General features: G+C 70.5%; 22 protein-coding genes and 1 rRNA gene. 12 read left to right on the top strand and 11 right to left on the bottom strand.

Annotated elements, in window-relative coordinates; translation table 11 throughout:
- The first annotated feature begins 8 nt into the window (after positions 1-8).
- Positions 9-125, top strand: a 5S ribosomal RNA gene (rrf, locus tag FCG67_RS13655).
- Positions 126-373: 248 nt separating this feature from the next.
- Here the strand turns inward: rrf and FCG67_RS13650 are convergent.
- The 3 genes from FCG67_RS13650 to FCG67_RS13640 are packed head-to-tail and all read right to left on the bottom strand — an operon-like array spanning position 374 to position 2,685.
- Entirely contained in the window at positions 374-685 is a 312-nt protein-coding gene (locus FCG67_RS13650) for an antibiotic biosynthesis monooxygenase family protein (protein ID WP_136910266.1), read from the bottom strand.
- A gap of 24 nt (positions 686-709) precedes the next feature.
- Complete coding sequence (locus tag FCG67_RS13645) at positions 710-1,072, bottom strand: MmcQ/YjbR family DNA-binding protein (protein WP_136910265.1); 363 nt, start codon at positions 1,070-1,072, stop codon at positions 710-712.
- Between the two features lie 53 nt (positions 1,073-1,125).
- On the bottom strand, positions 1,126-2,685 hold the full coding sequence (locus tag FCG67_RS13640; RefSeq protein ID WP_136910264.1) for an adenylate/guanylate cyclase domain-containing protein: 1,560 nt from the start codon (positions 2,683-2,685) through the stop codon (positions 1,126-1,128).
- Positions 2,686-2,778: 93 nt separating this feature from the next.
- Here FCG67_RS13640 and nucS point away from each other — a divergent pair, with 93 nt between their 5' ends.
- Positions 2,779-3,453, top strand: a complete 675-nt coding sequence (nucS, locus tag FCG67_RS13635; RefSeq protein ID WP_097211523.1) for an endonuclease NucS — start codon at positions 2,779-2,781, stop codon at positions 3,451-3,453.
- Between the two features lie 20 nt (positions 3,454-3,473).
- A complete protein-coding gene (locus FCG67_RS13630) occupies positions 3,474-3,776 on the top strand; it encodes an ATP/GTP-binding protein (RefSeq protein WP_136910263.1) in 303 nt (100 codons plus the stop codon).
- Here the strand turns inward: FCG67_RS13630 and FCG67_RS13625 are convergent.
- Positions 3,757-4,722 carry a coiled-coil domain-containing protein gene (locus FCG67_RS13625; protein WP_136910262.1) on the bottom strand — a complete coding sequence of 322 codons (966 nt, stop codon included), beginning with the start codon at positions 4,720-4,722 and terminating at the stop codon, positions 3,757-3,759. The genes FCG67_RS13630 and FCG67_RS13625 overlap by 20 nt on opposite strands.
- Before the next feature lie 84 nt (positions 4,723-4,806).
- Positions 4,807-5,286, bottom strand: a complete 480-nt coding sequence (gene mce / locus FCG67_RS13620; protein WP_077042211.1) for a methylmalonyl-CoA epimerase — start codon at positions 5,284-5,286, stop codon at positions 4,807-4,809.
- A gap of 90 nt (positions 5,287-5,376) precedes the next feature.
- Between mce and FCG67_RS13615 the strand changes: the two genes are divergently transcribed.
- The 3 genes from FCG67_RS13615 to FCG67_RS13605 all read left to right on the top strand — a co-directional run bounded on the left by FCG67_RS13615 (position 5,377) and on the right by FCG67_RS13605 (position 7,995).
- Entirely contained in the window at positions 5,377-6,570 is a 1,194-nt protein-coding gene (locus FCG67_RS13615) for an acetyl-CoA C-acetyltransferase (RefSeq protein WP_136910261.1), read from the top strand.
- Positions 6,571-6,655: 85 nt separating this feature from the next.
- Positions 6,656-7,018 carry a DUF3817 domain-containing protein gene (locus FCG67_RS13610; protein WP_136910260.1) on the top strand — a complete coding sequence of 121 codons (363 nt, stop codon included), beginning with the start codon at positions 6,656-6,658 and terminating at the stop codon, positions 7,016-7,018.
- 83 nt (positions 7,019-7,101) lie between these two features.
- Positions 7,102-7,995, top strand: coding sequence for a tetratricopeptide repeat protein (locus tag FCG67_RS13605; RefSeq protein WP_136910259.1), 894 nt, complete (start codon positions 7,102-7,104; stop codon positions 7,993-7,995).
- 70 nt (positions 7,996-8,065) lie between these two features.
- On the opposite strand, the gene FCG67_RS13600 is transcribed toward FCG67_RS13605, so the two are convergent.
- The 3 genes from FCG67_RS13600 to FCG67_RS13590 are packed head-to-tail and all read right to left on the bottom strand — an operon-like array spanning position 8,066 to position 13,706.
- Positions 8,066-9,499, bottom strand: a complete 1,434-nt coding sequence (locus FCG67_RS13600) for a neutral zinc metallopeptidase (protein WP_136910258.1) — start codon at positions 9,497-9,499, stop codon at positions 8,066-8,068.
- On the bottom strand, positions 9,499-11,703 hold the full coding sequence (gene glgB, locus FCG67_RS13595; RefSeq protein ID WP_136910257.1) for a 1,4-alpha-glucan branching protein GlgB: 2,205 nt from the start codon (positions 11,701-11,703) through the stop codon (positions 9,499-9,501). The genes FCG67_RS13600 and glgB overlap by 1 nt, the downstream gene beginning before the upstream one ends.
- Positions 11,700-13,706: an alpha-1,4-glucan--maltose-1-phosphate maltosyltransferase gene (locus FCG67_RS13590; protein ID WP_136910256.1), complete on the bottom strand. Its 2,007-nt coding sequence runs from the start codon at positions 13,704-13,706 to the stop codon at positions 11,700-11,702. The genes glgB and FCG67_RS13590 overlap by 4 nt, the downstream gene beginning before the upstream one ends.
- Before the next feature lie 130 nt (positions 13,707-13,836).
- Between FCG67_RS13590 and glgP the strand changes: the two genes are divergently transcribed.
- The 3 genes from glgP (at position 13,837) to FCG67_RS13575 (ending at position 19,249) form a co-directional block, all read left to right on the top strand.
- Positions 13,837-16,425, top strand: a complete 2,589-nt coding sequence (glgP, locus tag FCG67_RS13585; RefSeq protein ID WP_136910255.1) for an alpha-glucan family phosphorylase — start codon at positions 13,837-13,839, stop codon at positions 16,423-16,425.
- 90 nt (positions 16,426-16,515) lie between these two features.
- Positions 16,516-17,925 carry a DUF2252 domain-containing protein gene (locus FCG67_RS13580; protein ID WP_425467828.1) on the top strand — a complete coding sequence of 470 codons (1,410 nt, stop codon included), beginning with the start codon at positions 16,516-16,518 and terminating at the stop codon, positions 17,923-17,925.
- Position 17,926: 1 nt separating this feature from the next.
- Positions 17,927-19,249 carry a diacylglycerol/lipid kinase family protein gene (locus tag FCG67_RS13575; RefSeq protein ID WP_136910254.1) on the top strand — a complete coding sequence of 441 codons (1,323 nt, stop codon included), beginning with the start codon at positions 17,927-17,929 and terminating at the stop codon, positions 19,247-19,249.
- 6 nt (positions 19,250-19,255) lie between these two features.
- On the opposite strand, the gene FCG67_RS13570 is transcribed toward FCG67_RS13575, so the two are convergent.
- The 3 genes from FCG67_RS13570 to FCG67_RS13560 are packed head-to-tail and all read right to left on the bottom strand — an operon-like array spanning position 19,256 to position 23,261.
- Positions 19,256-21,289, bottom strand: a complete 2,034-nt coding sequence (locus tag FCG67_RS13570; protein ID WP_136910253.1) for an ATP-dependent DNA helicase — start codon at positions 21,287-21,289, stop codon at positions 19,256-19,258.
- A gap of 25 nt (positions 21,290-21,314) precedes the next feature.
- Positions 21,315-21,923: an isochorismatase family protein gene (locus tag FCG67_RS13565; RefSeq protein ID WP_169310518.1), complete on the bottom strand. Its 609-nt coding sequence runs from the start codon at positions 21,921-21,923 to the stop codon at positions 21,315-21,317.
- A gap of 9 nt (positions 21,924-21,932) precedes the next feature.
- A complete protein-coding gene (locus FCG67_RS13560; protein WP_136910252.1) occupies positions 21,933-23,261 on the bottom strand; it encodes a nicotinate phosphoribosyltransferase in 1,329 nt (442 codons plus the stop codon).
- A 96-nt stretch (positions 23,262-23,357) separates the two neighbouring features.
- On the opposite strand from FCG67_RS13560, the gene clpS reads away from it, so the two are divergent.
- From clpS to FCG67_RS13545, 3 genes are read left to right on the top strand one after another with little or no spacing between them, the layout of a single operon-like run.
- Positions 23,358-23,693 carry an ATP-dependent Clp protease adapter ClpS gene (clpS, locus tag FCG67_RS13555; protein ID WP_077043788.1) on the top strand — a complete coding sequence of 112 codons (336 nt, stop codon included), beginning with the start codon at positions 23,358-23,360 and terminating at the stop codon, positions 23,691-23,693.
- A 47-nt stretch (positions 23,694-23,740) separates the two neighbouring features.
- Positions 23,741-24,316, top strand: coding sequence for an oxidative stress transcriptional regulator AosR (aosR, locus tag FCG67_RS13550; protein WP_136910251.1), 576 nt, complete (start codon positions 23,741-23,743; stop codon positions 24,314-24,316).
- On the top strand, positions 24,313-25,392 hold the full coding sequence (locus FCG67_RS13545; RefSeq protein WP_246045046.1) for a P1 family peptidase: 1,080 nt from the start codon (positions 24,313-24,315) through the stop codon (positions 25,390-25,392). The genes aosR and FCG67_RS13545 overlap by 4 nt, the downstream gene beginning before the upstream one ends.
- The last annotated feature ends 17 nt before the right edge of the window (positions 25,393-25,409 follow it).

Here is a 25,409-nt window from a genome sequence, read left to right as displayed (position 1 = left end):
CATAGAGTTACGGCGGCCATAGCGGAGGGGAAACGCCCGGACCCATTCCGAACCCGGAAGCTAAGCCCTCCAGCGCCGATGGTACTGCACTCGACAGGGTGTGGGAGAGTAGGACACCGCCGAACATAAATTGCGAATGCCTCGCATCACAGCCTCGAAAGAGACTGCGATGCGAGGCATTTCGCATATCCAGGGCAAGACACACAAGCCCCCCGGCCTGCCACCGCGGCCCGCCGAGAGTGCACCTACCGACCTGTCTACTCGGCCGATGCCCCGACAACTGCACACTCGACGCCACACCCCGGCCGGCCGAGAGTGCACCTACCGGCGTTCCTTCTCGGGCGATGCCCCGACAACTGCACACTCGACGGCTTCAGTTGGTGGTGCGACCGGCGAAGTCGACCTGCTCGTAGTGCTCGACGGTCGGGAAGAGGTCGTAGAAGTCGTGCAGCAGCGAGCGCCACTGCTCGTACTGCGGCGACTTCCTGAAGCCTTCGACGTGGTCATCCAGGCTGTCCCATTCGACCAGCAGCAGGTACGTGTCGGGATGCTCGAGGCAGCGTGAGAGCGACAGCGTGCGGAACCCGGCCATGCTGGAAATGATCTGCCTGGCCAGACCGAAGGCGGTCTCGAATTCGGCACTGCGACCGGACTTCACCTGCAGGAGTGCATGTTCGAGGATCACCACCGCATCCTCGCAGGAACGGGGCTATTCGTCGTAGAGACTGCCGAATTCGTGTGCTTCGACGAGACGCTTGGGCGCGGTCAGGCACCAGGCCTCTGTGACCAGTTCCAGCAGCTCGTCGGGTTCGATCTTCGCCAGCTGCACCACGACCCATCCGAACTGGTTGGTGGTGAACTGGACCTCGAATACGTCAGGGCGCTCGGACACCAGCGCGATCTGCTCGTCGAGCGTCGTCTTGAGCCCCACCGTCTCCGTCTTCTCCCAGACATAGCCGAAGCCCTTGCCGTGGACCTTGAGCGAAACCCAGCTACCGCCGCCACCACCGCTCTGCTCGGTCTCGGGCAGCGTGTCCAGCATTGCCAGGAACTCGTCGACAGTCACACCCATGCCCCACATGTACCAGAGCGCACCGACAGTCGAGCAGGGGCGGGGGAGGCTCGCTACGGCACTTGGCGGGCGGGGGTGGCCAGGCGGGTGGCGACATTGCGTCCGCGGAGGATCACGGAGTCGCCGAGCTCCCAGCGGCGGGACTCGTCGGTCCCCGCCCGCTGGACGGAGCGATCGGAGGCGACGAGTGCGCCGTCGATCGTCTTGGCCAACTCGGACAGCCGGGCCGCCTCGTTCACCGGATCCCCGATGACCGTGTACTCGAATCGCTTGCGGGCGCCGATGTTTCCCGCGACGGCGGTGCCCGCGGCGACACCGATCGCGGCGCTGCAGTCCGGCACCTCGACGATCAGCCGGGACCGGATCGCGCGGGCGGCGGCGAGCGCGCTGCCGGCGGGGTCCGGGATCTCGACGGGCGCCCCGAAGATCGCGAGCGCGGCGTCGCCCTCGAACTTGTTGATCAGGCCGCCGTGCCGGTCCACCTCGTCGACCACGACATCGAAGAACCGGTTGAGCAGGTCGACGACCTCCTTCGGCGGACGGGATGCCGCGAGCTCGGTGGATCCGACCAGGTCGATGAAGAAGACCGCGATCTCGCGCTCCTCTCCGCCGAGCTCCGGATTGCGCTTGATGGCGGCCTCGGCCACCTCGTGTCCCACGTGCCTGCCGAACAGCTCCTGGATCCGCTCGCGCTCGCGCAGGCCCTCCGCCATCCGGTTGAAGCCGCTCTGCAGCTCGCCGAGCTCGGTGCCGTCGTAGACCACCACCTGCGTGTCGAGCTCGCCGTGTTCGACGCGCACCATGGCAGCTCGGACCGCCCGGATGGGCGCGACGGTTGCTCCCACCCCGAGGAGGGTCAGCGCCAGTCCGAAGACCAGGGTGATGGCGCCGAGCGCGAGGATCGAGACCGCGAGCTTTTCTACGTCAACGTGTTCCGGGCGGATGAAGCTGAAGACCGCGATCAGCATCAGGCCCGCCACCGGCACCCCGGTGCCCAGGGTCCAGGCCAGCATGTTGCGGCCGGTCACGCCCGCGATGCGCACCCGGCGCGGGTCGCCAGCCTCGAGGGCCCGCGCCGCCGCGGGACGCAGCGAGAACTCGCTGAGCAGATAGCTGAATGCGCAGACCGTGACCCCGCCCATGACGATGGTGAAGGCGACCTTGGGGATGGAGTCCGGTTCGATCAGCCCGTAGCTGACCGTGAAGAGGACGAGCCCGATGGACCAGAGCAGGGCCTGCATCCGGGTCAGGCGCCACGGCATCGCGAGCGCGGCCGCGGCCTCCTCCCTGGTCGGTTCCCGGTCCTCGATTGCCCACCGCAAGTCCTTCGTCGCGCGGAGGGTGCCCCACAGGACCCCGACCGCGACGGCCAGGGCGATGTAGACCGGCCCGATCACCGCGTTGACGACCAGGTAGTCGAGGTCGTAGAGGCTCGGGCCGGGCACGACCACGGTGATCAGGGCGCCGACCACGAGCGCGCCGATCAGGTTGGACAGCACCAGGCTCGCGGTCAGCAGCACCTGGACGCGGATCCGGCGTCGGCGCGGGCTCTCGTCCGGGGCGCCGAGCAGCCGCGAGCCAAGCGGCGCGATCGAGCGGAACGGGAGCGGCATGGTCGCTCCAGCGTAATGGGTTGACCACCCGGCGACCCGGCGTGGCGTGGCGGGTCTGCGGCGCGCACCGATGGGTGCTCTAGGGTGTTCCGAGTGCGCCTCGTGATTGCCAGCTGCCATGTCGACTACGTCGGACGACTCACTGCACACCTGCCGAAGGCGCGCAGGCTCCTGCTGGTCAAGTCCGACGGTTCCGTGAGCATCCATGCGGACGACCGTGCGTACAAGCCGCTGAACTGGATGAGCCCCCCGTGCTGGCTCGTCGAGAACGACGGTGAGGAGGGCACCCAGCTGTGGGTCGTGACCAACAAAGCCGGCGAGGAGCTGCGGATCACGATCCACGAGGTCGAGCACGACTCCTCGCACGAACTCGGCGTCGACCCGGGCCTGATCAAGGACGGGGTCGAGGCGCACCTGCAGGAGCTGCTGGCCGAGCACGTCGAGACGCTCGGTCCCGGATACACCCTGGTCCGGCGTGAGTACATGACGGCGATCGGACCGGTGGACCTGCTCGTCCGGGACGCGGACGGTGCGTCGGTCGCAGTGGAGATCAAGCGCCGCGGCGAGATCGACGGTGTCGAACAGCTGACCCGCTACCTGGAACTGATGAACCGCGATCCGCTGCTCGCGCCCGTGACCGGGGTGTTCGCCGCGCAGCAGATCAAGCCCCAGGCGCGGACCCTCGCCGAGGATCGCGGGATCCGCTGCCTGACACTCGATTACGACAAACTGCGGGGGACCGAGAGCACCGAGTTCCGGCTGTTCTGATCGAAACCTAGGCTGTAGTCATGCCCAGACGGAATCAGCGACACCGGACCGACCGGCCGACGCCGGCCGGCGGCCGGGAGTCGCGGATCGATTCGGGGCCTGCGGGATACGACGACGAGCGGTACCTGGTGCGCCCGGTGCCGGGGTCGCGCGCCACCAAGACCTATCGCTGCCCCGGCTGCGACCACGAGATCCGGCCCGGTGTCCCGCACCTGGTGGCCTGGCCTGCGGACGAACTCGGCGGGGCCGAGGAACGCAGGCACTGGCACACCGGGTGCTGGAACGGGCGCGGATCTCGGGGCATCACCCGACGTTGGTCTTGACCGACTCCTCGGACTTCTCCGACTTCTCGGACGCCTCGGATGCGGCGTCGTTGTTCTCGTCCTCGTCCTCGGCCGGGGCGTTGCGCGCGGCGGAGTCGCCGACCCCGTCGAGCAGTTCGCCCTCGCGGTTGACCGAGGCGAGCATGGCGGGCACCGAGTCGAGCTGTCCCCGAATTCCCAGGAGCTGAGCCAGGACCCGGCCGCGGAGCACGCGAAGCTCTTCGGCGAGTTCCTTTGCGTGGGCGATCCGCTTCTCGGCCTGCTCGGTCGCGGTCTGCAGTCGCCTGCGGGCCTCGTTGGTGGCGTCGGTGAGCCTGCGCTCGGCCTCGGCCTTGCTGGTGGCCTCGAGCTCGTTGACCGCGCTGACCACCTTGGTGCGACGCTCGCTCATGGTGATCTCGAAGTCCTGCTGTACCTCGTTGCGCCGCGCCTCGGACTCGGTCTGGAGGTGAGCGACCTCGGACTGCGCCTTCTCGACGAGACGGGCGGCCTCGGTGCGTGCGGTCGCCATGGTCTGCGTGTGCTCGACCTCCATGGCGTTCCGGCGATCCTCGAGCTCGGCGAGCAGGCCCTCATACTTGCCGCGCAGCGCGGCGCCGTCCTGCTCGGCGATGGACACCATCTCGGCGGCTTCGGACTGGGCCGTGGCCCGCACTTCCGAGGCCTCATCGGAGGCGAGGCGGAGCATCCGGGAGATGCGCTCGCTCATGCCCTCCGCGGTCGTCGGCGGAACGGACAGCCGGTCGACGTCCTTGCGCAGGTCGTCGATCTCGTCGCGGGCGTCCTCCAACTGCTGGGCGAGGTCTCGGGCCTGCGCCGCCGCCGCATCACGATCGGTCGCGGTGACCCGGAGTTCCGCGTCGAAGCGCTCGAAGTAGTTGCGTACCTCGTCGCGGTCGTAGCCCTTCCGCACGATGTTGAAGGGCAGTTGGATCTCGTTGGGCATGGTCATAACTTACCGTCGCTCCGGTGGTGATGTGGTCTGTGCGCTCGGGCGAACCACTGTGCTGAAAAAGGGGGTGGCGCAGTATCAGTGTGCCGGGTCTGCGGCCGGCTCGACCAGTTCGACCAGCACGCCGCCCGCATCCTTGGGGTGCAGGAAGTTGATCCGCGAGTCCGCGGTACCGCGGCGAGGGGCATCGTAGAGCAGCCGGACGCCGCCCGCGCGCAGGCGCTCGGAGATGGCATCGAGGTCGCTGACCCGGTAGGCGAGCTGCTGCAGGCCGGGGCCGCTGCGGGCGATGAACTTGGCGATGGTCGAGTCGTCGTTCAGCGGGGCGAGCAGCTGGATCGCGGTGGCGCCTGCCGGGCTGCCGGGCACGGACAGCATGGCCTCGCGCACGCCCTGCTCCTCGTTGACCTCTTCGTGCGTGGACACGAGGCCGAGGTGCTCGCCGTACCAGGCGATGGCGGCATCGAGATCGGGCACCGCGATGCCGACGTGGTCGATGGCCGTCACCAGGTCGGAAGCGAGTACGGACGCGGCGGCGTTGGGGGCGGAGTTCGTCATGTCGATGACGGTAGCGCTACCGTCTTTGTAGTTCTCTTTGGGATGCGGCTTTTGGTCGCTGACCACCCGTGTTGATCGTTGGAGGAAGCCGTGAGCAGTTCAGTCATCGTCGCCGGAGCCCGGACCCCGGTGGGTCGTTTGCTCGGCTCGCTCAAGGATTTCTCGGGATCCGATCTGGGTGGCATCGCCATCAAGGGCGCGCTGGAGAAGGCGGGCGTCGCGCCCGAGAGTGTCGAGTACGTGATCATGGGCCAGGTGCTGACCGCGGGCGCCGGTCAGATGCCCGCGCGCCAGGCGGCCGTGGCCGCGGGCATCCCGATGGACGTGCCCGCCCTGTCGATCAACAAGGTGTGTCTCTCTGGCGTCGACGCGATCGCGCTGGCCGACCAGCTGATCCGCGCGGGCGAGTTCGACATCGTGGTCGCCGGTGGCCAGGAGTCGATGAGCCGCGCACCGCACATGCTGGAGAAGAGCCGTGAGGGCTTCAAGTACGGCGACGTGACCCTGCGCGACCACATGGCCTACGACGGCCTGCACGACATCTTCACCGACCAGCCGATGGGCAACCTGACCGAGCAGCGGAACCAGGCCGACGACCAGCGGATCAGCCGTGAGGCGCAGGACGCGTTCGCGGCCGCCTCGCACCAGAACGCCGCGCGGGCCTGGAAGGACGGGCTCTTCGAGGCGGAGGTCGTGCCCGTGTCGATCCCGCAGCGCAGGGGTGAGCCGGTCGTATTCGCCGAGGACGAGGGCATCCGCGCCGACACGACCGTCGAGTCGCTGGGCAAGCTCCGTCCCGCGTTCAGCAAGGACGGCACCGTCACCGCGGGCTCGGCCTCGCAGATCTCCGACGGCGCCGCCGCGGTGGTGGTGATGAGCAAGGCCAGGGCACAGGAGCTTGGCCTGAGCTGGATCGCCGAGATCGGCGCGCACGGCGTGGTGGCGGGCCCCGACTCGACGCTGCAGTCGCAGCCGGCGCGCGCGATCGCGAAGGCCTGCGAGCGTGAGGGCATCGACCCGAAGGATCTGGACCTGGTGGAGATCAACGAGGCCTTCGCCGCCGTCGGCATCGCCTCGACCAAGGAACTGGGACTCGACGAGTCGAAGGTCAACGTGAACGGTGGGGCGATCGCGATCGGACATCCGCTGGGGATGTCGGGTGCGCGGATCGCGCTGCACCTGGCGCTCGAGCTGGGCCGTCGCGGCGGTGGCGTCGGCGCGGCCGCGCTGTGTGGCGGCGGCGGTCAGGGTGATGCGTTGATCATCCGGGTTCCCAAGCAGTAGCCGAGGGCGGCGCCGAGGCGCCCCGTGGTCGAGGTCGACCGCCTCAACTACGGGGCGTCGTAGTGCGTCGGGCACAATGGGGCCCATGGCGAACATCTTCGATCTCAGCACGTGGGCCAAGCGCTTCCGTTTCGTGGCGGTCCTCGAGGCGATCACCTGGCTCGGCCTGCTGATCGGCATGGCCTTCAAGTACCTGCCCGCAGACGGCAACGAGATCGGCGTGAAGGTCTTCGGGCCCATTCACGGTGCGGTGTTCGTGCTGTACGTCCTGGTGGCCATCGTCACGGCGAAGAAGCTCTCGTGGTCGCTGGTCACCACCTTCTGGGCGCTGGTCGCGAGCGTCCCGCCGTTCGGCACGATCGTGTTCGAGGCCTGGGCCGTGCGCACCGGCCGTCTCGCCGAGCTCTCGGCCGACAGCGCCAAGGAACCGGCACCCGCGCTGAGCTGAGCCGTCGATCGTGACAAACTGAACATGTGACTCGACCCGGTTCCCGCCCACCCTCACGTCCATCGGCCGCGGCGGCCGCCGCCATGACCGGCGCGGTGGATCTGTCCGCCCTCAAGGAACGAGCGCAGGCCGCGCCCGCAGGCCCGCCGACCGCGAACGGCGTGAGTGCCGCGTCCTCGGCGGTCGTCGAGGTGACCGAGGCCAATTTCGAGGCCGAGGTGCTCGCCCGCTCGACCCAGGTTCCCGTCGTCGTCGAGCTGTATGCGGCGTCGATGCCCGCCAGCGCGGTGTTCTCCCCGACCCTGGACTCGCTCGCCGCGGCGGGCAACGGGTCGTGGGTGCTGGCCCGGGTGAACGTCGACAGCGATCCCCGGATCGCGCAGGCCTTCGGCGTGCAGGCGCTGCCCGCCGTCGTCGCGGTCGCGGCCGGACGTCCGCTGGCGGACTTCGACGGCGACGAGCCGCAACTCGGACAGTGGATCGACGCCGTGCTGCAGGCGACCGCGGGCAAGCTTTCCGGCCCGCCGCAGTCCGAGGGCGAGGGCGAGGGCGAGCCCGAGGAGCCCGAGGACCCGCGGTTCGTCGCGGCGGAGACCGCGCTGAGCGAGGGTGACCTGGCCGGCGCCGAGGCCGCCTATCAGGTGATCCTCGACGCGGAGCCCGCGAACGTGCAGGCGCTCGGTGCGATCCGGCAGGTCCGGTTCATCGCCCGCGTGCAGGACCTCGACCCCGACGCCGTCGCGCGGGCCGACGCCGAGCCCGCCGACGTGACCGCCCAGCTCGACGCGGCCGACATGGAGCTCTACAGCCAGCAGCCCGAGGCGGCCTTCGCCCGTCTCATCGAGACGATCCGCCGCACCGCGGGAGACGACAGGAACTCAGCCCGGACCCGACTGCTCGAGCTGTTCGAGCTGTTCGACCCCGCCGATCCGATCGTCATCGCCGCCCGTCGCAAGCTCGCGTCCGCCCTCTACTAGCGCTGCGCGCCTGTGCGCGATTCTCATCCCAGTGGGGGTGGGAATCGCGCACAGGCGCGGCGGAGCCGCATCACCCGTAGCGGTTCTCGCAGGCCTGCTCGCCGCCGAGGACTCCCGAGCGGAACGCGTCCACCCGGGCGAAGCCGCTCGGCACGGTGTTCCCGTTCACGTCGCTCGCCATCAGCCCGTCGCTCAGCAGCCCGGACACCGCCTCGTCGAGGTCGCCGGGGGAGAGCGTCAGCCCACCGGCCTCGCCCACCGCGGTCGCCGCGGTCCACGCCCCGGACAGGCAAGCCGCCCGCACCGCGGTCTTGGCCTCGGTCAGCGACTTGTCGGCGTGCGCCTGCGCGGCCAGCGTGAAGCGCGAGGCCACCAGGACGTAGGCGCCGAAGTCGCCGCGCACGTCGGCGGTGAACTCGTCCCCGGACTCCGGGTTCGGGGTGCCGCGCTCGATCAGCTCGGGCAGCGAGACTCCGATCGTGTTTGTCGCCGGGCAGTAGGAGACCGGTTCCGTTGTCTCCGCGTCCGGACACCCGGTGTCCGCCCCCGCGAAGTCGACGGCCGGCTTCTGCGGCAGGTCGAACAGCGCCTGCAGCGAATCCACCGTCAGCTGCACGGACTCCTCGGTGACCGGCATCTCGCCGGTGTCACCCTCGGTGGTGAACTGCTGGGGCAGCTCGGCCTGCCGCGACATCACATCGGTCTCGTCGATCTTCGTGCAGGACTTGGCGCCGTCGGTGAAGCCGATCTGGAACGCGGTGATCCGCTCGAACGCCGAGCCGTGCACCGATTCCGGGTCGTTCGGGTCGCTGTCGCGCACCGCGACCATCGCCGCCATCACCGAGTTGAGCCCGTCGGAGGTGTTCAGGGTGAAGTGCCGGGAATCGCCCTGCGCGACGTGCCGCATGTAGGCCCCGGCGAAGCAGTCTGCCTGCTGCTCGAGCACCAGCGTGAGGTCGTCGTCGCCCGCGAGCCCCGAGCCGTACTGGACCGCGTGCCCGTACTCGTGGGCCATGACCATCACCACGGACATCGGGCCGAAGGTCTCGATGAGCGAGGGCAGCAGCACGGTGCGGTCCCAGCCGATGGAGCCGTCGCGGGTGCAGTAGCCGGCGTTGGCGAATCCGTGGGTGTTGTCGCCGCAGAACGTCGGGGCCTGGGCCCGATCCGCGTCCGGGTCCCAGGAGAGCAGGTCGGTGACGGGCCTGAAGTCGCCGCCGAACGCGCGGGGGTACTCGGACTGCCAGAAGGCCGCGATGTCGTCCACGGCGTTGGTGGCCAGCACGTCGGCCGCCGATCCGTCCGCGCCGCGAACCGGGAGCTGGGCGTCGGGCACGCCCTCGCGGGGGCCACTGGGGCCGGAGGTCGCGGGCAGGCCCGCCACCGTGAAGGGATTGTCGTAGATCGACACGGCGCGTCCGTCGATCGCCCCGGAGCAGCCGGCGACGACCGCGGCGACGGCGACGAGCGAGGCGACCGTGAGCACGGATCGGCGGCGGCGCATCAGCCGCGCTCCAGGCTCAGCCAGATCGCACCGTTCTGGGGCAGTGCGACCGACGCCGACGCGGGTCGCCCGTGCCAGGGCAGCAGGGTCGCGGTCACGGCTCCGAAGTTACCCATGCCGGCGCCGCGATATGCGTCGGCATCGGTGTTGAGGATCTCGACCCACCGGCCGGGCTCGGGCAGGCCGACCCGGTATTCCGAGTGGGCCGAGCCGGAGAAGTTGAACAGGCACGCCACGATCGACCCGTCGGACCCGTACCGCAGGTAGCTGAGCACGTTGTTCTCGGTGTCGTTCGCGTCGATCCAGGAGTACCCGCCGGGGGAGTTGTCGAGCGTCCACAGTGCCGGGTGGCGCCGGTAGGTGGCGTTGAGATCGCGCACCAGCGCGAGGATCCCGCGGTGCAGCTCGGCGACGTGTCCCTCGTCGAGCTGATGCCAGTCGAGCCCGCGCTCCTCCGACCACTCGGTGCGCTGGCCGTATTCCTGACCCATGAACAGCAGCTGCTTGCCGGGGTGTGACCACATGTAGGCCAGCAGTGTGCGCAGGCCCGCGGCCTTGGCGAAGTCGTCGCCCGGCATCCGGGTCCACAGCGTGCCCTTTCCGTGCACCACCTCGTCGTGGCTGATCGGGAGCAGGTAGCACTCGCTCCAGGCGTACATCAGCGAGAACGTGATCTCGTGGTGGTGGAAGCTGCGGTGCACCGGGTCTCGGCCGAGGTAGCCGAGGGTGTCGTGCATCCAGCCCATGTTCCACTTCATGCTGAAGCCGAGGCCGCCGACGTTGGTGGTGCGGGTGACGCCCGGCCACGCGGTTGACTCCTCCGCGATGGTGACCACGCCGCGGTGCTGCCGGTGCACGGTGGCGTTCATCTCCTGCAGGAACGCCACGGCCTCCAGGTTCTCCCGACCGCCGTGGATGTTCGGCGTCCAGCCGCCCTCGGGTCGCGAGTAGTCGAGGTAGAGCATCGAGGCGACCGCGTCCACGCGCAGCCCGTCGATGTGGAACTCCTCGATCCAGAACAGGGCGTTGGCGACGAGGAAGTTGCGCACCTCGCGTCGGCCGAAGTCGAAGACGTAGGTGCCCCAGTCCAATTGCTCGCCGCGGTGGGGATCGGCGTGCTCGTAGAGCGGGCCGCCGTCGAACCGGGCCAGCGCCCAGTCGTCCTTCGGGAAGTGCGCGGGCACCCAGTCGACGATGACACCGACGCCTGTGAGGTGCATCCGGTCGACGAAGGCCCGGAAGTCGTCCGGGGAGCCGAAGCGGGCGGTCGGGGCGTAATAGGAGGTGACCTGGTAACCCCAGGATCCGCCGTACGGGTGCTCGGCCACCGGGAGCAGTTCGACATGCGTGAAGCCCTGCTCGACGACATAGGCGGACAGTTGGTCGGCGAGCTCGAGATAACTCAGGCCGGGACGCCAGGACCCCAGGTGCACCTCGTACACGCTCATCGGGGCCAGGTTCGGGTCGGTGCGCGCGCGGACGGCCATCCATTCGGCGTCGGCCCACCTGTGCGTGCTCACGCCGACCACGGAGGCGGTGCGCGGCGGCACCTCGGTGGCGAACGCCATCGGGTCGGCCTTCTCCCGGACGGAGCCGTCGCTGCCGTGCACGCGGAACTTGTACAGGTCGCCCGGCCCGACGCCGGGGACGAACAGCTCCCAGACCCCGCTGGACCCGAGCATGCGCATCGGCGCGGTCTGCCCGCCCCAGCCGTCGAAGTCGCCGATCACCGTGACGCCGCGCGCCGAGGGCGCCCACACCGCGAAGGAGGTGCCTGCCACCTCGCCGTCCGGGGTCGTGTAGCTGCGCGGGTGCGCGCCGAGGATCTCCCACAGTCGCTCGTGCCGGCCCTCGCCGAACAGGTGCAGGTCGAGCTCCCCGAGGGTCGGCAGGAACCGGTAGCCGTCCGCGGTGACGACGGTGTGCCCGCCGGGATACTCGACCACCAGCCGGTAGTCGATGAGGTCCTCGACGGGGACGACCGCGCTGAACAGCCCGTCCGAGACCGGCTGCAGGGGGTGGTCGACGCCCCCGATGCGGGCCGACACCTCGCCCGCGTGGGGGCGCAGCGCCCGGATCACGGTGCCGCCGGGATGCGCGTGCGCACCGAGGACGGCGTGCGGGTTGTGGTGGGTGCCCTCGGCGAGCCGGGCGAGGTCGGCGGGTGCGGGCGCCGCGACCTGCGCGACCCGATCCGCGCTCATGTGCGCGGTGCGCGGTGGGCGAGGGGTAGCCGCGCGGGGTAGGGAACGGCGGGCAACGCGAGGATGTGGGCGACCGCGCGCCAGGGTTCGAGTCGGATGAAATTGGCCTGGCCCCAGTGGTACTGCTCGCCGCTGACCTCGTCGAGAACGGTCAGGTGGTCGTGCCAGTCGCGCCCGAGAGCAGGCATGTCGAGCCAGATGGTGCCCTGCTCCGCCCCGTACGGGTTGAGGTTCACGATCGTGAGCACGGCGTCGCCGGTGGTCGGGTCGAACTTCGAATACGCGATCAGCGCGTCGCTGTCGGTGTGATGGAAGGTGATGTTGCGCAGCTGCTGCAGCGAGGGGTGGGCGCGGCGGATCCGGTTCAGGGTCGCCAGCCAGGGTTCCAGCGACTCACCGCGAGCACGGGCGCCGTCGAAGTCGCGGGGTCGCAGCTCGTACTTCTCGGAGTCGAGGTACTCCTCGCTGCCCGGTCGCAGCGGAACATGTTCGTACAGTTCGTATCCGGAGTAGACGCCCCAGGTCGGAGACAGGGTCGCGGCAAGTGCGGCGCGCAGCGCGAACATGCCGGGACCGCCGTGCTGCAGGCTCTCGTGCAGGATGTCCGGCGTGTTGACGAACAGGTTGGGCCTGGCCTCGTCGGCCTTGGCGGCGATCTCCAGTCCGAACTCGGTGAGCTCGTGCTTGTTCACCCGCCAGGTGAAGTAGGTGTAGGACTGGGTGAATCCGCGCTTGGCCAGGCCGTACATCCGGGCGGGCCGGGTGAAAGCCTCGGAGAGGAACAGCACGTCCGGATCGGACCGCTTCACCTCCGCGATCAGCCACTCCCAGAAGTCCGGTGGCTTGGTGTGCGGGTTGTCGACCCGAAAGATCTTGACACCGTTCTTGATCCAGAACCGCACCACCCGCAGCACCTCGGCGTAGATACCATCGGGGTCGTCGTCGAAGTTGACCGGGTAGATGTCCTGGTACTTCTTCGGCGGGTTCTCGGCATAGGCGATGGTGCCGTCGGGCAGCACCGTGAACCACTCCGGATGCTGCTGCGCCCACGGGTGATCGGGTGCGCACTGCAGGGCGAGGTCGAGCGCGACCTCGAGCCGCAGCCGGCGCGCCCTGGCGACGAAGTTCCTGAAGTCCTTGATGGTGCCGAGGCGGGGGTGCACGGCGTCGTGGCCGCCCTCTTCCGCGCCGATCGCCCACGGCGATCCGACATCATCGGGGCCCGGCGTCAGCGAGTTGTTCGGGCCCTTGCGGTTCACCCGGCCGATCGGGTGGATCGGGGGCAGGTAGACCACGTCGAAGCCCATCGCGGCGATGCGCGGGAGGTCGTCCGCCGCCGTCGCGAAGGTGCCGTGCCTTGGGGTGCCGTCGGGGGCACGGCCTCCGGTCGAGCGGGGGAAGAACTCGTACCAGGCGCCGACGAGGGCGCGCTTGCGGTCGACCCACACCGGGATGGTGCGGCCCTTGGTGACCAGGTCGCGCAGCGGGTACACCCGCAGCAGTTCGGCGATGTCGGCCGCGAAGGCGGGGGCGACCCGGGCGGGCAGCTGCTGATCGCTGCGCAGTGCGGCGGCGACCGCGGCGCACCGCGGGCGGTCCCCGCGCGGCACCGCCTTGGCGGCCCGCTCGAACAGTCGGGCCCCGATCTCGAGATCGTTCGCCAGATCGGCGGCGCCCTGGCCGACCGACAGTTTGGCCTCAACGTTGTGCCGCCAGGTGGAGATCGGATCGCCCCAGCCCTCGACACGGAAGCTCCACGCCCCGACGCTCGTGGGTGTGAACACGGCCGCGAACGTGTCAGGGAACGGGCCGGGGGACATCGGGATCCGAAACGTGGTGTTCGACTCCGGCCCGCGGACGGCGAGGGTCGCCGCAACCGCGTCGTGCCCCTCGCGCCACACCGTCGCCGACACCGGGAAGGTCTCGCCGACGACCGCCTTCGCGGGGTGGCGTCCCCCCGAGATCTCGGGGGCGACGTCGTCGATGCCTATCCGCCCGGTCATGGATTAGACCTTACGGGTAGTTGTACGGGAAGCGCTGGCCGAATCTCGCGTCCCTCGCAACGCGTCGGAAGCCCGGGTCGCTCCGCAGGCCGGCCTCCCAAAAATGCCTGCGATGGGTAGTCTTCGCAGGGTGAAAGCCTTGCGTCGGTTCACCGTCCGTGCCCACCTTCCCGCCAGGCTGGCCGCCCTCGAGCAGCTGTCGACGAACCTGCGCTGGTCCTGGCATCCCGAGACCCAGGATCTGTTCGGCCGGATCGACCCCGCGCTGTGGACGCAGGTCCGCCACGACCCGATCCGGATGCTCGGCGAGGTCTCGCCCGCCCGCCTGGACGAACTGGCGGTCGACGACGACTTCGTCGCCGAGCTCGACCGGCTCGAGCAGGACCTGGACACCTACCTCGGCCAACCGCGCTGGTACCAGAACCAGCAGGCGAAGGGCGCCGACCTGGCCGGCGGGATCGCCTACTTCTCAATGGAGTTCGGCGTCAGCGAGGTGCTCCCGAACTACTCGGGCGGGCTCGGGATCCTGGCAGGCGACCACCTCAAGGCCGCCTCGGACCTCGGGGTGCCGCTGATCGGTGTCGGCCTGCTCTACCGGTCCGGCTACTTCCGTCAGTCGCTGACCGCCGACGGCTGGCAGGCCGAGCACTATCCCTCGCTTGACCCGCAGGGCCTGCCGCTGCGGCTGCTCACCGAGCCCGACTCCGGCGCGCCGGTGCTGTTGCGGGTCGCGATGCCCGGTAACCGGGTGCTCCGGGCCCGGGTGTGGATCGCCCAGGTGGGGCGGGTGCCGCTGTTGCTGCTCGACTCCGACATCGCCGAGAACGACCCGGAGCTGCGGGGGGTGACGGACCGGCTGTACGGCGGCGACCAGGACCATCGGATCAAGCAGGAGATCCTGGCAGGCATCGGCGGGGTGCGCGCGGTGCGCGCGTACACCCATTCGCTCGGGCTCGCCGATCCCGAGGTCTTCCACATGAACGAGGGCCACGCGGGTTTCCTCGGGGTGGAACGGATTCGGGAGCTGATCACCGGGTCCGGCCTGGACTTCGACTCCGCGCTCGCCGCGGTACGGGCGGCCACCGTGTTCACCACGCACACGCCGGTGCCCGCCGGTATCGACCGGTTCCCGGCCGATCTCGTCCGGCACTACTTCGGTGGGGTCGGCGGCGAGAACGAGTCCGCCCTGCTGCCCGGGCTGACGGTGGACCGGATCATCGACCTCGGCCGCGAGAACGACCCGTCGGTGTTCAACATGGCGCACATGGGACTGCGGCTGGGCCAGCGTGCCAACGGCGTCTCGAAGCTGCACGGGATCGTCAGCCGGGAGATGTTCAACGGCCTGTGGCCGGGATTCGATGCCGCCGAGGTCCCGATCGGCTCGGTGACCAACGGCGTGCACGCGCCGACCTGGGCCGCGCGGGAATGGATGGACCTGGCCCGCCGCGCGGTGGGACCCGAGCTGGTCGAGGAGGCGCGCGGATGGGAGCGGCTGCAGGAGATCGCGCCCGCCGACCTGTGGTCGACCCGCAACACACTGCGCGAGCAGCTGGTGCAGGAGGTCCGCAGGAGGGTACGGGCATCGTGGCTCGAGCGCGGCGCCACCGACGCCGAACTCGGTTGGGTTTCGGGTGTTTTCGATCCCGAGGTGCTGACCGTCGGGTTTGCCCGCCGGGTCCCGACCTACAAGCGGCTGACCCTGATGCTGCGCGATCCGGACCGGCTGCGGGCGATGCTGCTCGACCCCGACCGGCCGGTGCAGCTGGTGGTGGCGGGCAAGAGTCACCCGGCCGACGAGGGCGGCAAGGCGCTGATCCAGCAGGTGGTGCGCTTCGCGGACGAGGCCGACGTCCGGCACCGGATCGTGTTCCTGCCCGACTACGACATGTCGATGGCGCGGTACCTGTACTGGGGCTGCGACGTGTGGCTGAACAACCCGCTGCGCCCGCTGGAGGCCTGCGGCACGTCGGGGATGAAGTCGGCGCTCAATGGCGGGCTGAACCTGTCCATCCGCGACGGCTGGTGGGACGAGATGTTCGACGGCGAGAACGGCTGGGAGATTCCCACCGCGGACGGTGTGACCGATGAGGTGCGCCGCGACGACCTCGAGGCGGGCGCGATGTACGGGCTGCTGGAGCGGTCGGTGCTGCCGAAGTTCTACGACCGGGACGCGGACGGCGTGCCTGCCCGCTGGGTGCAGATGGTCCGCCACACCCTGCAGCACCTGGGCCCGAAGGTGTTGGCGTCGAGGATGGTTCGCGACTACGCCGTCGACTACTACGCGCCTGCCGCCCGGTCAGCGCGGGCCGTGGTCGCTGACGGTTTCGCGGCGGCTCGGCAGGTCGCGGAGTACCGCGGCCGCGTCGAGGCGGCCTGGCCCGACGTGCAGGTGGTTCAGGTCGACAGCTCCGGGCTGCCGGACACCCCGGTGATCGGTGCGGACCTGTCGCTGCGCGCGTACGTGCGGCTCGCCGGTCTCGCCGTCGCCGAGGTCACCGTGCAGGCGGTGCTCGGCCGGGTCGGGGCGGACGAGGAGCTGACCGACGTGGTCACCGTGCCGATGCGGCACGCCGGTTCGGACGAGCTCGGCGAGCTGTTCGTCGCCGACACCACGGTCCCGCACTCGGGTGCGGTCGGCTACACGGTGCGGGTGCTGCCGCACCACCCGTTGCTGGCCTCCGACGCCGAACTGGGCCTGCTGGCGGTGCCGCACCTGTAGTCGGAGGGCGGCGCCGCGCCACGCCGCCACCGGCCACGGATGCGCGCGAACCCGACGTGGGGACGGCCCGCGGGGTGGACAATCGAAGTCGTGGCGCCGGCAGCGGAATCGGGTGCACACCCGAGCAGGGCCGAGCGCGCGGAGCGAGGTCGCGCCGCGCGTCGGGAGACGCCGTTTGCGGCGCTCGCGGAGCACCACCCCGGAGCCGAGCGTGATCCGGTCGGCTTGCTCGAGACCCAGGCGGCGGCCCGCATCCCGCAGCTCGTCCCGGTTCGATACGGGCGGATGGCGACCTCGGCGTTCGCCTTCTTCCGTGGCTCCGCCCTCGTCATGGCGGACGACCTCTCGCGCGCCCCGTCCTCGGGTCTGAGCACACACCTGTGCGGGGACGCGCACCTGAGCAATTTCGGGATCTACGCGACGCCGGAGCGCAGGCTGGCGTTCGACATCAACGACTTCGACGAGACGTATCCCGGTCCCTTCGAGTGGGACGTCAAGCGCTTGGTCGCCAGCCTCGAGGTCGCGTCGCGGGACACCGGATTCAGCACGAAGCAGCGGGCCAGGATCGCCAGGGGCTGTGCCGCCGAGTATCGGGAGACGATGGCGCTCCAGGCGGAGCGGGGCACCCTGGCGGTGTGGTACTCCCACATCGAACCCACCGAGGAGCTGGTGGAGCTGGCCGATCAACTGGACTCGTCGTCGAGCAAGCGCATGCGCAAGACGCTGGAGAAGTCGTGGAACCGCGACAGTGTCCAGGCGCTGGGGAAGCTGACCACGGTGGTCGACGGCAGACGGAAGATCCTCAGCAATCCGCCCCTGCTGGTCCCGATCGAGGAGGTCTTCGCCGACGCCGATGCCGACGAGTTGGATCGCGAATTGCGCCAGCGTCTGAGCGACTACCGCTCGACGCTGCAGTGGGACCGCCGGGTGCCGCTCGAGCAGTTCGAGCTGGTCCAGGTGGCGCGCAAGGTGGTCGGGGTCGGCAGCGTCGGGACGCGATGCTGGATCATCCTGTTCCGCGGCGTCGACGACGAGGACCCGCTGTTCCTGCAGGCCAAGGAGGCGGTGCCGTCCGTGTTGTCGGACTACCTCGAGGGGCCCTCGTTCGAGAACGAGGGCGAGCGGGTGGTCCACGGTCAGCGGCTGATGCAGGCCGCCAGCGACATCTTCCTGGGGTGGCAGCAGGGCATCGGGGTGGACGGTGTGCGGCGCGACTATTATCTGCGGCAGTTGCGAGATGGCAAGGGGTCAGCGGTGATCGAGGCGATGACGCCGACGGGGATGACGCTCTACGGGCGCCTGTGCGGGCGCGCGCTGGCCTATGCGCACGCCAGGTCGGGCGACCGGATCGCGATCGCCGAGTACCTCGGGTCCAGCGCCGAGTTCGACGAGGCCATCGCGTCGTTCGCACAGTCCTACGCCGCGCAGACCGCGCACGATCACGCGGCATTGCTCGAGGCGATCGCCGGTGGGCGGGTCGCGGCGCGGTCCGGACTCTGAGATGGCGGGGCACGACGACCCGGACCGGAGTCGGCGCTGGTGGGCGAGGGCGGCCTTCGCGGCCGCCGTGGCCGCGGCCGTGGTCCCGATCGTGGCAGCGGGCGTGCTGAGCACGCTGGTGCTGCTGGCCGCGGGCATCGGCGGGGTCGTGGTGATGGTGGCGGCCCTGTACTGGTTCCTCACCCATCGCGGTGTGCCGCGGTGGATCTGGCTGGGTGTGGCCGTGCTCGTCCCGATCGCGGTCCTCTCCGCGTTCGTGAGCGCGAATCTGCTGTGGGTGGTGGTGGTCTCGTATGTGCTCGTGCTCCTCGCGGCCCTGTGCGCCCGCACCGCGCTCGAGGCCGAGCGTGCCGAGTCCGTGATGGACGAGCGCACCGTTCCGCCGCCCCGGCAGCCCTTTCTGGTGATGAATCCGCACTCGGGTGGCGGCAAGGTGGCCAGGTTCGGGCTGCAGCGCAAGGCCGAGGAGCTCGGCGCGGAGGTCGCGCTGCTCGAGGGACCGGACACCGTCGATGTGGAGGCGCTGGCCCGCGACGCGGTGCGCAGGGGTGCCGACCTGCTGGGGGTGGCGGGCGGGGACGGGACCCAGGCGCTCGTCGCCGGGGTCGCGGCCGAACACGACATACCGTTCCTGGTGATCAGTGCGGGTACCCGCAACCACTTCGCGCTGGATCTCGGGCTCGATCGCGACGATCCGGCCGCCGGCCTGGAGGCATTGCGGGACGGTGTCGAGGTCCGCGTCGACCTCGGTGAGATCGCGGGGCGCACCTTCGTCAACAACGCGTCGTTCGGGGTGTATGCCGAGGTGGTGCAGAGTCCGGCGTACCGGGACGACAAGACCGGGACCGTGCTCCGGATGCTGCCGGACCTGCTGAGCGGGAGCGCGGGGGCGCGGCTGACCGCCCGAACGGGCGGCCTCACGGTCGAGGGCCCGCAGGCGGTGCTGGTGAGCAACGGGCCGTATCAGACCAGTGACCTCGCGGGTCTGGGCCGTCGGGCGCGACTGGACCGCGGCGTGCTCGGGGTCGTGACGGTGGCGGTGGAGGGCGCGCGCCAGGCCGTCGGTTTGCTCAACCGTGCGCACGTACGCGGCATGACCCAGCACACGGTCCGCGAGGTGACCGTCGACGCCGACGCGCCGGAGATACCGGTCGGGGTCGACGGCGAATCGCTCATGCTCGCCACGCCGGTGCGGTGCACCATCAGGCCGGGGGCGTTGCGCGTGCGGCTGCCGAGGGACCGCCCTGGGGTGCCGCCCTTCAAGGTCGCGGTCGACTGGGTTCGGCTACGCGCGCTGGCCGGGTGGGCGCACCGGCCGAGGTAGCGGGGCTCAGCCCGCCGTCAGCCTGGCGAGCGCCTTGCGCACGACCTCGGGATCGGAGGTCTCCCAGAAGGGGGGCAGCGAGGCGCGAAGGTAGCCGCCGTAACGGGCCGTCGCGAGCCGCGAGTCCAGCATCGCGATCACGCCGCGGTCGTCGACGCTGCGGAGCAGCCGACCCACGCCCTGCGCCAGCAGCAGCGCGGCGTGGTTACCCGCCACCGAGAGGAAGCCGTTGCCGCCGCGGGACTCGACCGCGCGCTGGCGGGCCACCAGCAGCGGATCGTCGGGACGCGGGAACGGGATCCGGTCCAGGATCACCAGGCTCAGCGACGGTCCGGGCACGTCCACGCCCTGCCACAGCGAGAGCGTCCCGAACAGCGAGGTGGCCTCGTCCTCGGCGAACGCGCGGACCAGCTGGCCGGTGGCGTCGTCGCCCTGGCACAGCACCGGGGTGTCGAGGCGCTTGCGCATGACCTCGGCGGCGGCCTTCGCGGCGCGCATCGAGGAGAACAGGCCGAGGGTGCGGCCGCCGGCCGCGGTCACCAGTTCGGCGATCTCGTCGAGATAGCTCGGTGCCAGCCCGTCCCGGCCGGGTGCGGGCAGGTGCTTGGCGACGTAGAGGATGCCCGCCTTGGCGTGGTCGAACGGCGAGCCGACGTCGAGCGAGTTCCACCGGATGGCGGCCTCGTCCGCGGGCGCCTCGGTGCCGGTCGCCATCGCCGGATCGACGCGGGTGCCGGACTCGGCGGGCAGGCCCCAGTTCACCGCGAGCCCGTCGAACGATCCGCCGACCGTGAGGGTCGCGGAGGTGAGCACCACGGTCGACTCCGCGAACAGCCGCGAGCGCAGCAGCCCGCCGACAGACAGCGGCGCCATCCGGACGAGCTTGCCCCGCCGCTCCTCGTCGGCGAGCCAGACCACGTCGCGGCGCTTGGCCGGGTCCGGTTCGTCGAACGCGGTGAGCACGCGGACGGCGTTGTCGTGCACCTCGTCGACGGCCGCGAGCGCCGCGTTGCGGGCGGCGGCCGCCTCGGGATCGGTGGCGTTCATCCCCGGCCGCGCAGGCCCGATCGCCGTGCGCACGGCCCAGGCCGCATCGCGGACGGCGGCCAGCGCGTGGCCCGCGCCGTCGGGCAGTCCTTCCCAGCGGCCGGCGTGCAGCTCCTCGAGCACCGCGTCCCAGCCCTCCGCGGACGCCTCGAACCGGTCCGCGTCCTGCTCCTCGACGAGCTTGACGCACCTGCGCGCGGCGGCGCTGATGGTCGACGGCGCCAGCTCGGCGGTGGCCACCCCCGTCACCCGGTCGACCAGTTCGTGCGCCTCGTCGATCACCACCACGTCGTGCTCGGGCAGGACGGCGATGCCGGTGATCGCGTCGATCGCGAGCATCGCGTGGTTGGTGACCACCACGTCGACCTTCGAGGCCTCGGCCCGCGCCCGCTCCGCGAAGCAGTCCTCGCCGACCGGGCAGCTCGACTTGCCAAGGCACTCGCGCGAGGTGACGCTCACCTGGCGCCACGACTGATCGCTGACGCCGGGCACCAGCTCGTCCCGGTCGCCGGTCTCGGTGTCGGAGGACCACTTGGTCAGCCGCTGCACCTCGCGGCCGAGCCGGGAGATCGCGAACGCGTCGAACAGCTCCGCCGATTCCACAGTGTCTTCTGATGCCCCGGTGTGGATCTTGTTCAGGCACAGGTAGTTGTTGCGGCCCTTGAGGATCGCGAACTCCGGCCGCCTGCCCAGCGCGCCCGCGAGGGCATCGGACAGGCGGGGCAGGTCGCGGTCGACGAGCTGACGCTGCAGCGCGATGGTGGCGGTGGAGATGACCACGGTGCGGCCGCTCTCGACGGCGTGCCGGATGCTGGGCACCAGGTAGGCGAGCGACTTGCCGGTACCGGTGCCCGCCTGCACGGCGAGGTGCTCGCCGGTGTCGATGGCGTGCGCGACCGCCGACGCCATCGTCAGCTGGTTGATGCGTTCGGCGCCGCCCAACGCCTGCACCGCCACGGAGAGCAGGTCGGGCACGTTGGGGAGTTCAGGCACCGACCAAGGCTACTCGGCGCTGCCGTCAGTTCGCCGCAGCGACCTGACCCACCGGGGTGACGCCCGCGCCGCGGAGCCGCTCGAGCACCGACGGCACGGCGTCGGGGGACACCGCGGCCGTGTACCGCAGCAGCACCCTGGTCTCGAAGCCCTCCCTCGCCGCGTCGAGCGCGGTCGCGCGGACGCAGTGGTCGGTGGCGATGCCGACCACGTCGACGGCGGCGATCTCGCGCCCACACAGCCAGTCGGCCAGGGACTGCCCGGACGCCGCCGAGCCCTCGAAGCCCGAGTAGGCGGCCGAGTGGGCGCCCTTGGAGAACACCTCCTGGACCGATCGCAGGTCGAGGGCGGGATGGAACCCGGCGCCCGGCGTCCCGGCCCGGCAGTGCGGCGGCCAGCTGTCCACATAGTCGGGTTCGTCGGAGAAGTGCGCGCCGGGGTCGACGTGGAAGTCCCGGGTGGCGACGATCGCGTCGTACTCGTCGGCCGAGGGGGATCCGAGCAGGGCGGAGATGTCGGCCGCCACCGCCGCGCCGCCAGCGACGGCCAGCGAGCCGCCCTCGCAGAAGTCGTTCTGCACGTCGACGACGATCAGCGCCCGCTTCAGGGGCGCGGGGGAGTCGGTGGGGTTCATCGCCGCCGCCTAGCCCACGAACCGGGTGGGGATCGCGGGATCGCCGTGGGAGAGCTTGAGTCCCTCCCACGGCAGGCTGACGAGCCGCTGGGCGAGCAGGTCGCGGCCCTCGTCCAGGGTGGGCAGACCGGCCACGACCTCGCCGCCTCGCACCATCGGGACCAGCAGGTCGTGCGCGATCAGCCCGCCGCTCTCGGGCGCGGGCGCGTCGGCAGGGAACGCGACCTCCTCGACCGCGGTGCCGGTGGGCCGGGCGAAGCGGAGCACGCGCTTGGTCCCGCCGCGCGACTCCTTGTGGCTGCTGCGCTTGGCCACCGGAATGCCCTCCACCTCCACCAGCTTGTAGACCATGCCCGCCGTGGGTGCGCCCGAGCCGGTGACCAGCGCGGTGCCCACCCCATAAGTGTCCACCGGTTCGGCCCGCAGCGCCGCGATCGCGTATTCGTCCAGATCGCCGGACACCACGATCTTCGTCTTCGTCGCGCCCAGGTCGTCGAGTTGCGCGCGCACCTGGCGGGCCCACACACCGAGATCGCCGGAGTCGATCCGGACGCCGCCGAGCTCCGGGCCCGCGACGGCGATGGCGGTCTTGACGCCCTCGGTGATGTCGTAGGTGTCCACCAGCAGCGTGGTGCCCAGCCCGAGCGCCGCGATCTGGCCCCGGAAGGCGGCCGCCTCGTCCGGGCCCGCGACGGTGTTGTGTAGCAGCGTGAACGCGTGCGCGCTGGTCCCTGCGCCCGGCACGCCGTAGCGGCGGACGGCCTCCAGATTCGAGGTGGCGGTGAACCCGGCCAGGTATGCCGCGCGGGAACAGGCCACGGCCGATTCCTCGTGGGCGCGCCGCGAGCCCATCTCGATCATCCTCCGGCCGGCGGCGGCGCTGACCATGCGTGCGGCGGCGGAGGCGATCGCGCTGTCGTGGTTGAGGATCGAAAGCGTCAACGTTTCGAGGAGCACGCATTCGGCGAAGGTGCCGCGCACCGACAGGATCGGCGAGCCCGGGAAGTACAACTCGCCCTCCCGGTAGCCGTCGATGTCGCCGGAGAAGCGGTAGTCCCGCAGCCAGTCCACCGTCCGCTCGTCGAGGAACTCGGACACGACGGCCAGCTCCGGCTCGCCGAACCGGAAGCGGGGCAGCGCGTCGAGCAACCGGCCGACGCCGGCGACGACGCCGTACCGGCGCCCGGCAGGCAGCCTGCGCGCGAAGACCTCGAAGCTGCAGCGGCGGTGGGCCGAACCGTCACCGAGCGCGGCCGAGAGCATCGTCAGCTCGTACTGGTCGGTGAGCAGCGCGGTGCTCGTCTTCGGCTGGGACCAGTCCGAGGCGTTGTTCGTCACGCGCCCACCATACGAGTAGCCGACCCGTGATGCGCGTGCGTGCCCGTCCTGCGTTCGGAGGTTTTCTCTTTCCTGAGCACGTCGTACTCTGGAGTCATGGCCCAGTGCCCTACAACTATCCCGATGGCGAGGATGCCCGCAGCGTCGCCGCAGGTCACGCCAGCCGAATCCGAGGTCGAGGAGATCCTGGAAGCGGAGGACAAGCCCTGGGTGACCGTCGTCTGGGACGACCCGGTGAACCTCATGCACTACGTGACCTTCATTTTCCAGAAGCTGTTCGGCTACAGCAAGGCGAGGGCCACCGACCTGATGATGCAGGTCCACAAGGAGGGCAAGGCGGTCGTGTCGTCCGGATCCCGCGACAAGATGGAGCACGATGTGAACCGCCTCCACCAGGCCGGGTTGTGGGCGACGATGCAGCGCGACAGCTAGCGGCAATCCCGGACCACCGATCCTGAAAGGACCCGCAGGTACGCAACGTGCGCACATGGAGCCGAAAGAATTCGCTGGGCGGCGTGAAGATTCGCTCCGAGATGGACGCACGAGAGGCCTCGGTCCTCCGGTCGCTGGTCTCGTCCGTCCTGTCGCTGCTCGAGGACCGGGCGGCCGCGGTGCCGCAGGACGACCTCGCCGAACTGACCGGTCTGCGCACCGGGAACAGTGTCGCCCCAACGGATGCCACGCTGGCCCGCCTGCTGCCCAACTTCTACCGGGCGGAGGCCGACCGCGAGGGCACCGAGGCGCAGGGCGCGAATATGAATGCGGCACTGCGCAGTCTGCACGAGCCGGAGATCATCGACGCCAAGCTTGCGGCGGGTTCGGTGATCCTGCAGACGGTGCCGCCCGAGGGCGGCAAGGTCTCGCTGACCCCAGAACAGGCCGACGCGTGGCTTGCCGGACTCAACGACGTGCGCCTGGCGCTGGGGACCACGATCGGCATCGATGCCGACACCCCGGACGAACTCGAGCCCGACGACCCGCGAGCTCCGCACCTGGACGTCTACCACTGGCTCACCTGGATGCAGGACTCCCTGGTACAGGTCCTGGTCCCGTGACGGGCGCGGGGGTGCGCACGGGGCCGCGGAACTCGCTGGCCGACGTCGAGGGCCTGCTGGTCGGGCACCACCATGAGCTGGATCGGGACGCCGGACTCGGCTCCGGCCGGGCGACGGGCTGCACCGTGGTGCTGGCACCAGGGGGAGCCACCGCGTCCGTCGATGTGCGCGGCGGCGGACCCGGCACCCGCGAGACCGACCTGCTCGATCCGAGCCACACCGTCCAGCAGGTGGACGCGGTGCTGCTGACCGGGGGCAGCGCCTACGGGCTGGCCGCCGCGGACGGGGTGATGCGCTGGCTCGAGGAGCACGGCCGCGGGATCCCGATGGACGCCGACGGTCATGTCGTCCCGATCGTGCCGGGAGCGGTGATCTTCGATCTGCCGGTGGGGGATTGGTCGGTGCGGCCGACCGCGGATCACGGCTTCCTCGCGACGGAAGCGGCGGCCGAGCAGTTCGCGGTCGGATCGGTTGGTGCCGGGGTCGGTGCGCGCGCCGGTGTGCTCAAGGGCGGCGTCGGCACCGCCAGCCTCGTGCTCGGTGCCGGGGCGGCCGAGGGCGTCACGGTCGCGGCACTGATCGTCGCCAATCCCGTTGGCTCCGTGTTTGATCCGGGCACCGGCCTGCCGTGGGGGGTCGGGGTGGCCGAGGCCGCGAGCTGGGGCCTGCGGGTCCCGGATGCCGCCGAGTTGGCCACGGCGATCGAACTCGGGCAGAAGGGCACGGTGCTGAACACCACCATCGGGGTGGTGGCGACCGATGCCGCGCTGAGCAAGGCGGGATGCAGGCGCGTCGCCGTCGCGGGCCACGACGGCCTGGCACGGGCGATCCGGCCCGCGCATTCGCCGCTCGACGGGGACACGCTGTTCGCCCTGGCGACCGGCATCAAGGCCACCGCGCCCGCCCCGGTCTCGATGCCCGCCGCCTTCCCCGCGGAGCTGGCGCTGCTCGACGCGGTGTGCGCCGCCGCGGCCGATGCGGTGTCGCGGGCGATCGTCGGTGCGGTCCTCGCGGCAACGCCGGTCGCGGGAATACCGAGCTACCGGGAGCTGTTCCCGTCAGCATTCGACGTCTAATCTGGGCGTACACATCG

Origin of the sequence: Rhodococcus oryzae (genome assembly GCF_005049235.1) — a bacterium.
GTDB lineage: Bacteria > Actinomycetota > Actinomycetes > Mycobacteriales > Mycobacteriaceae > Rhodococcus_G > Rhodococcus_G oryzae.
This window is presented reverse-complemented; position numbering and strand designations above follow the sequence as displayed.

What these genes read in the sequence shown, in the direction of transcription:
- FCG67_RS13640 (WP_136910264.1), bottom strand. Translation starts at nt 2,685, where the DNA reads ATGCCGCTCCCGTTCCGCTCGATCGCGCCGCTTGGCTCGCGGCTGCTC.
- clpS (WP_077043788.1), top strand. Translation starts at nt 23,358, where the DNA reads ATGGCCCAGTGCCCTACAACTATCCCGATGGCGAGGATGCCCGCAGCG.
- FCG67_RS13590 (WP_136910256.1), bottom strand. Translation starts at nt 13,706, where the DNA reads ATGACCGGGCGGATAGGCATCGACGACGTCGCCCCCGAGATCTCGGGG.
- glgB (WP_136910257.1), bottom strand. Translation starts at nt 11,703, where the DNA reads ATGAGCGCGGATCGGGTCGCGCAGGTCGCGGCGCCCGCACCCGCCGAC.
- mce (WP_077042211.1), bottom strand. Translation starts at nt 5,286, where the DNA reads ATGACGAACTCCGCCCCCAACGCCGCCGCGTCCGTACTCGCTTCCGAC.
- FCG67_RS13575 (WP_136910254.1), top strand. Translation starts at nt 17,927, where the DNA reads ATGGCGGGGCACGACGACCCGGACCGGAGTCGGCGCTGGTGGGCGAGG.
- FCG67_RS13625 (WP_136910262.1), bottom strand. Translation starts at nt 4,722, where the DNA reads ATGCCCAACGAGATCCAACTGCCCTTCAACATCGTGCGGAAGGGCTAC.
- FCG67_RS13605 (WP_136910259.1), top strand. Translation starts at nt 7,102, where the DNA reads ATGACCGGCGCGGTGGATCTGTCCGCCCTCAAGGAACGAGCGCAGGCC.
- FCG67_RS13630 (WP_136910263.1), top strand. Translation starts at nt 3,474, where the DNA reads ATGCCCAGACGGAATCAGCGACACCGGACCGACCGGCCGACGCCGGCC.
- FCG67_RS13645 (WP_136910265.1), bottom strand. Translation starts at nt 1,072, where the DNA reads ATGGGTGTGACTGTCGACGAGTTCCTGGCAATGCTGGACACGCTGCCC.
- FCG67_RS13600 (WP_136910258.1), bottom strand. Translation starts at nt 9,499, where the DNA reads ATGCGCCGCCGCCGATCCGTGCTCACGGTCGCCTCGCTCGTCGCCGTC.
- FCG67_RS13565 (WP_169310518.1), bottom strand. Translation starts at nt 21,923, where the DNA reads ATGAACCCCACCGACTCCCCCGCGCCCCTGAAGCGGGCGCTGATCGTC.
- FCG67_RS13610 (WP_136910260.1), top strand. Translation starts at nt 6,656, where the DNA reads ATGGCGAACATCTTCGATCTCAGCACGTGGGCCAAGCGCTTCCGTTTC.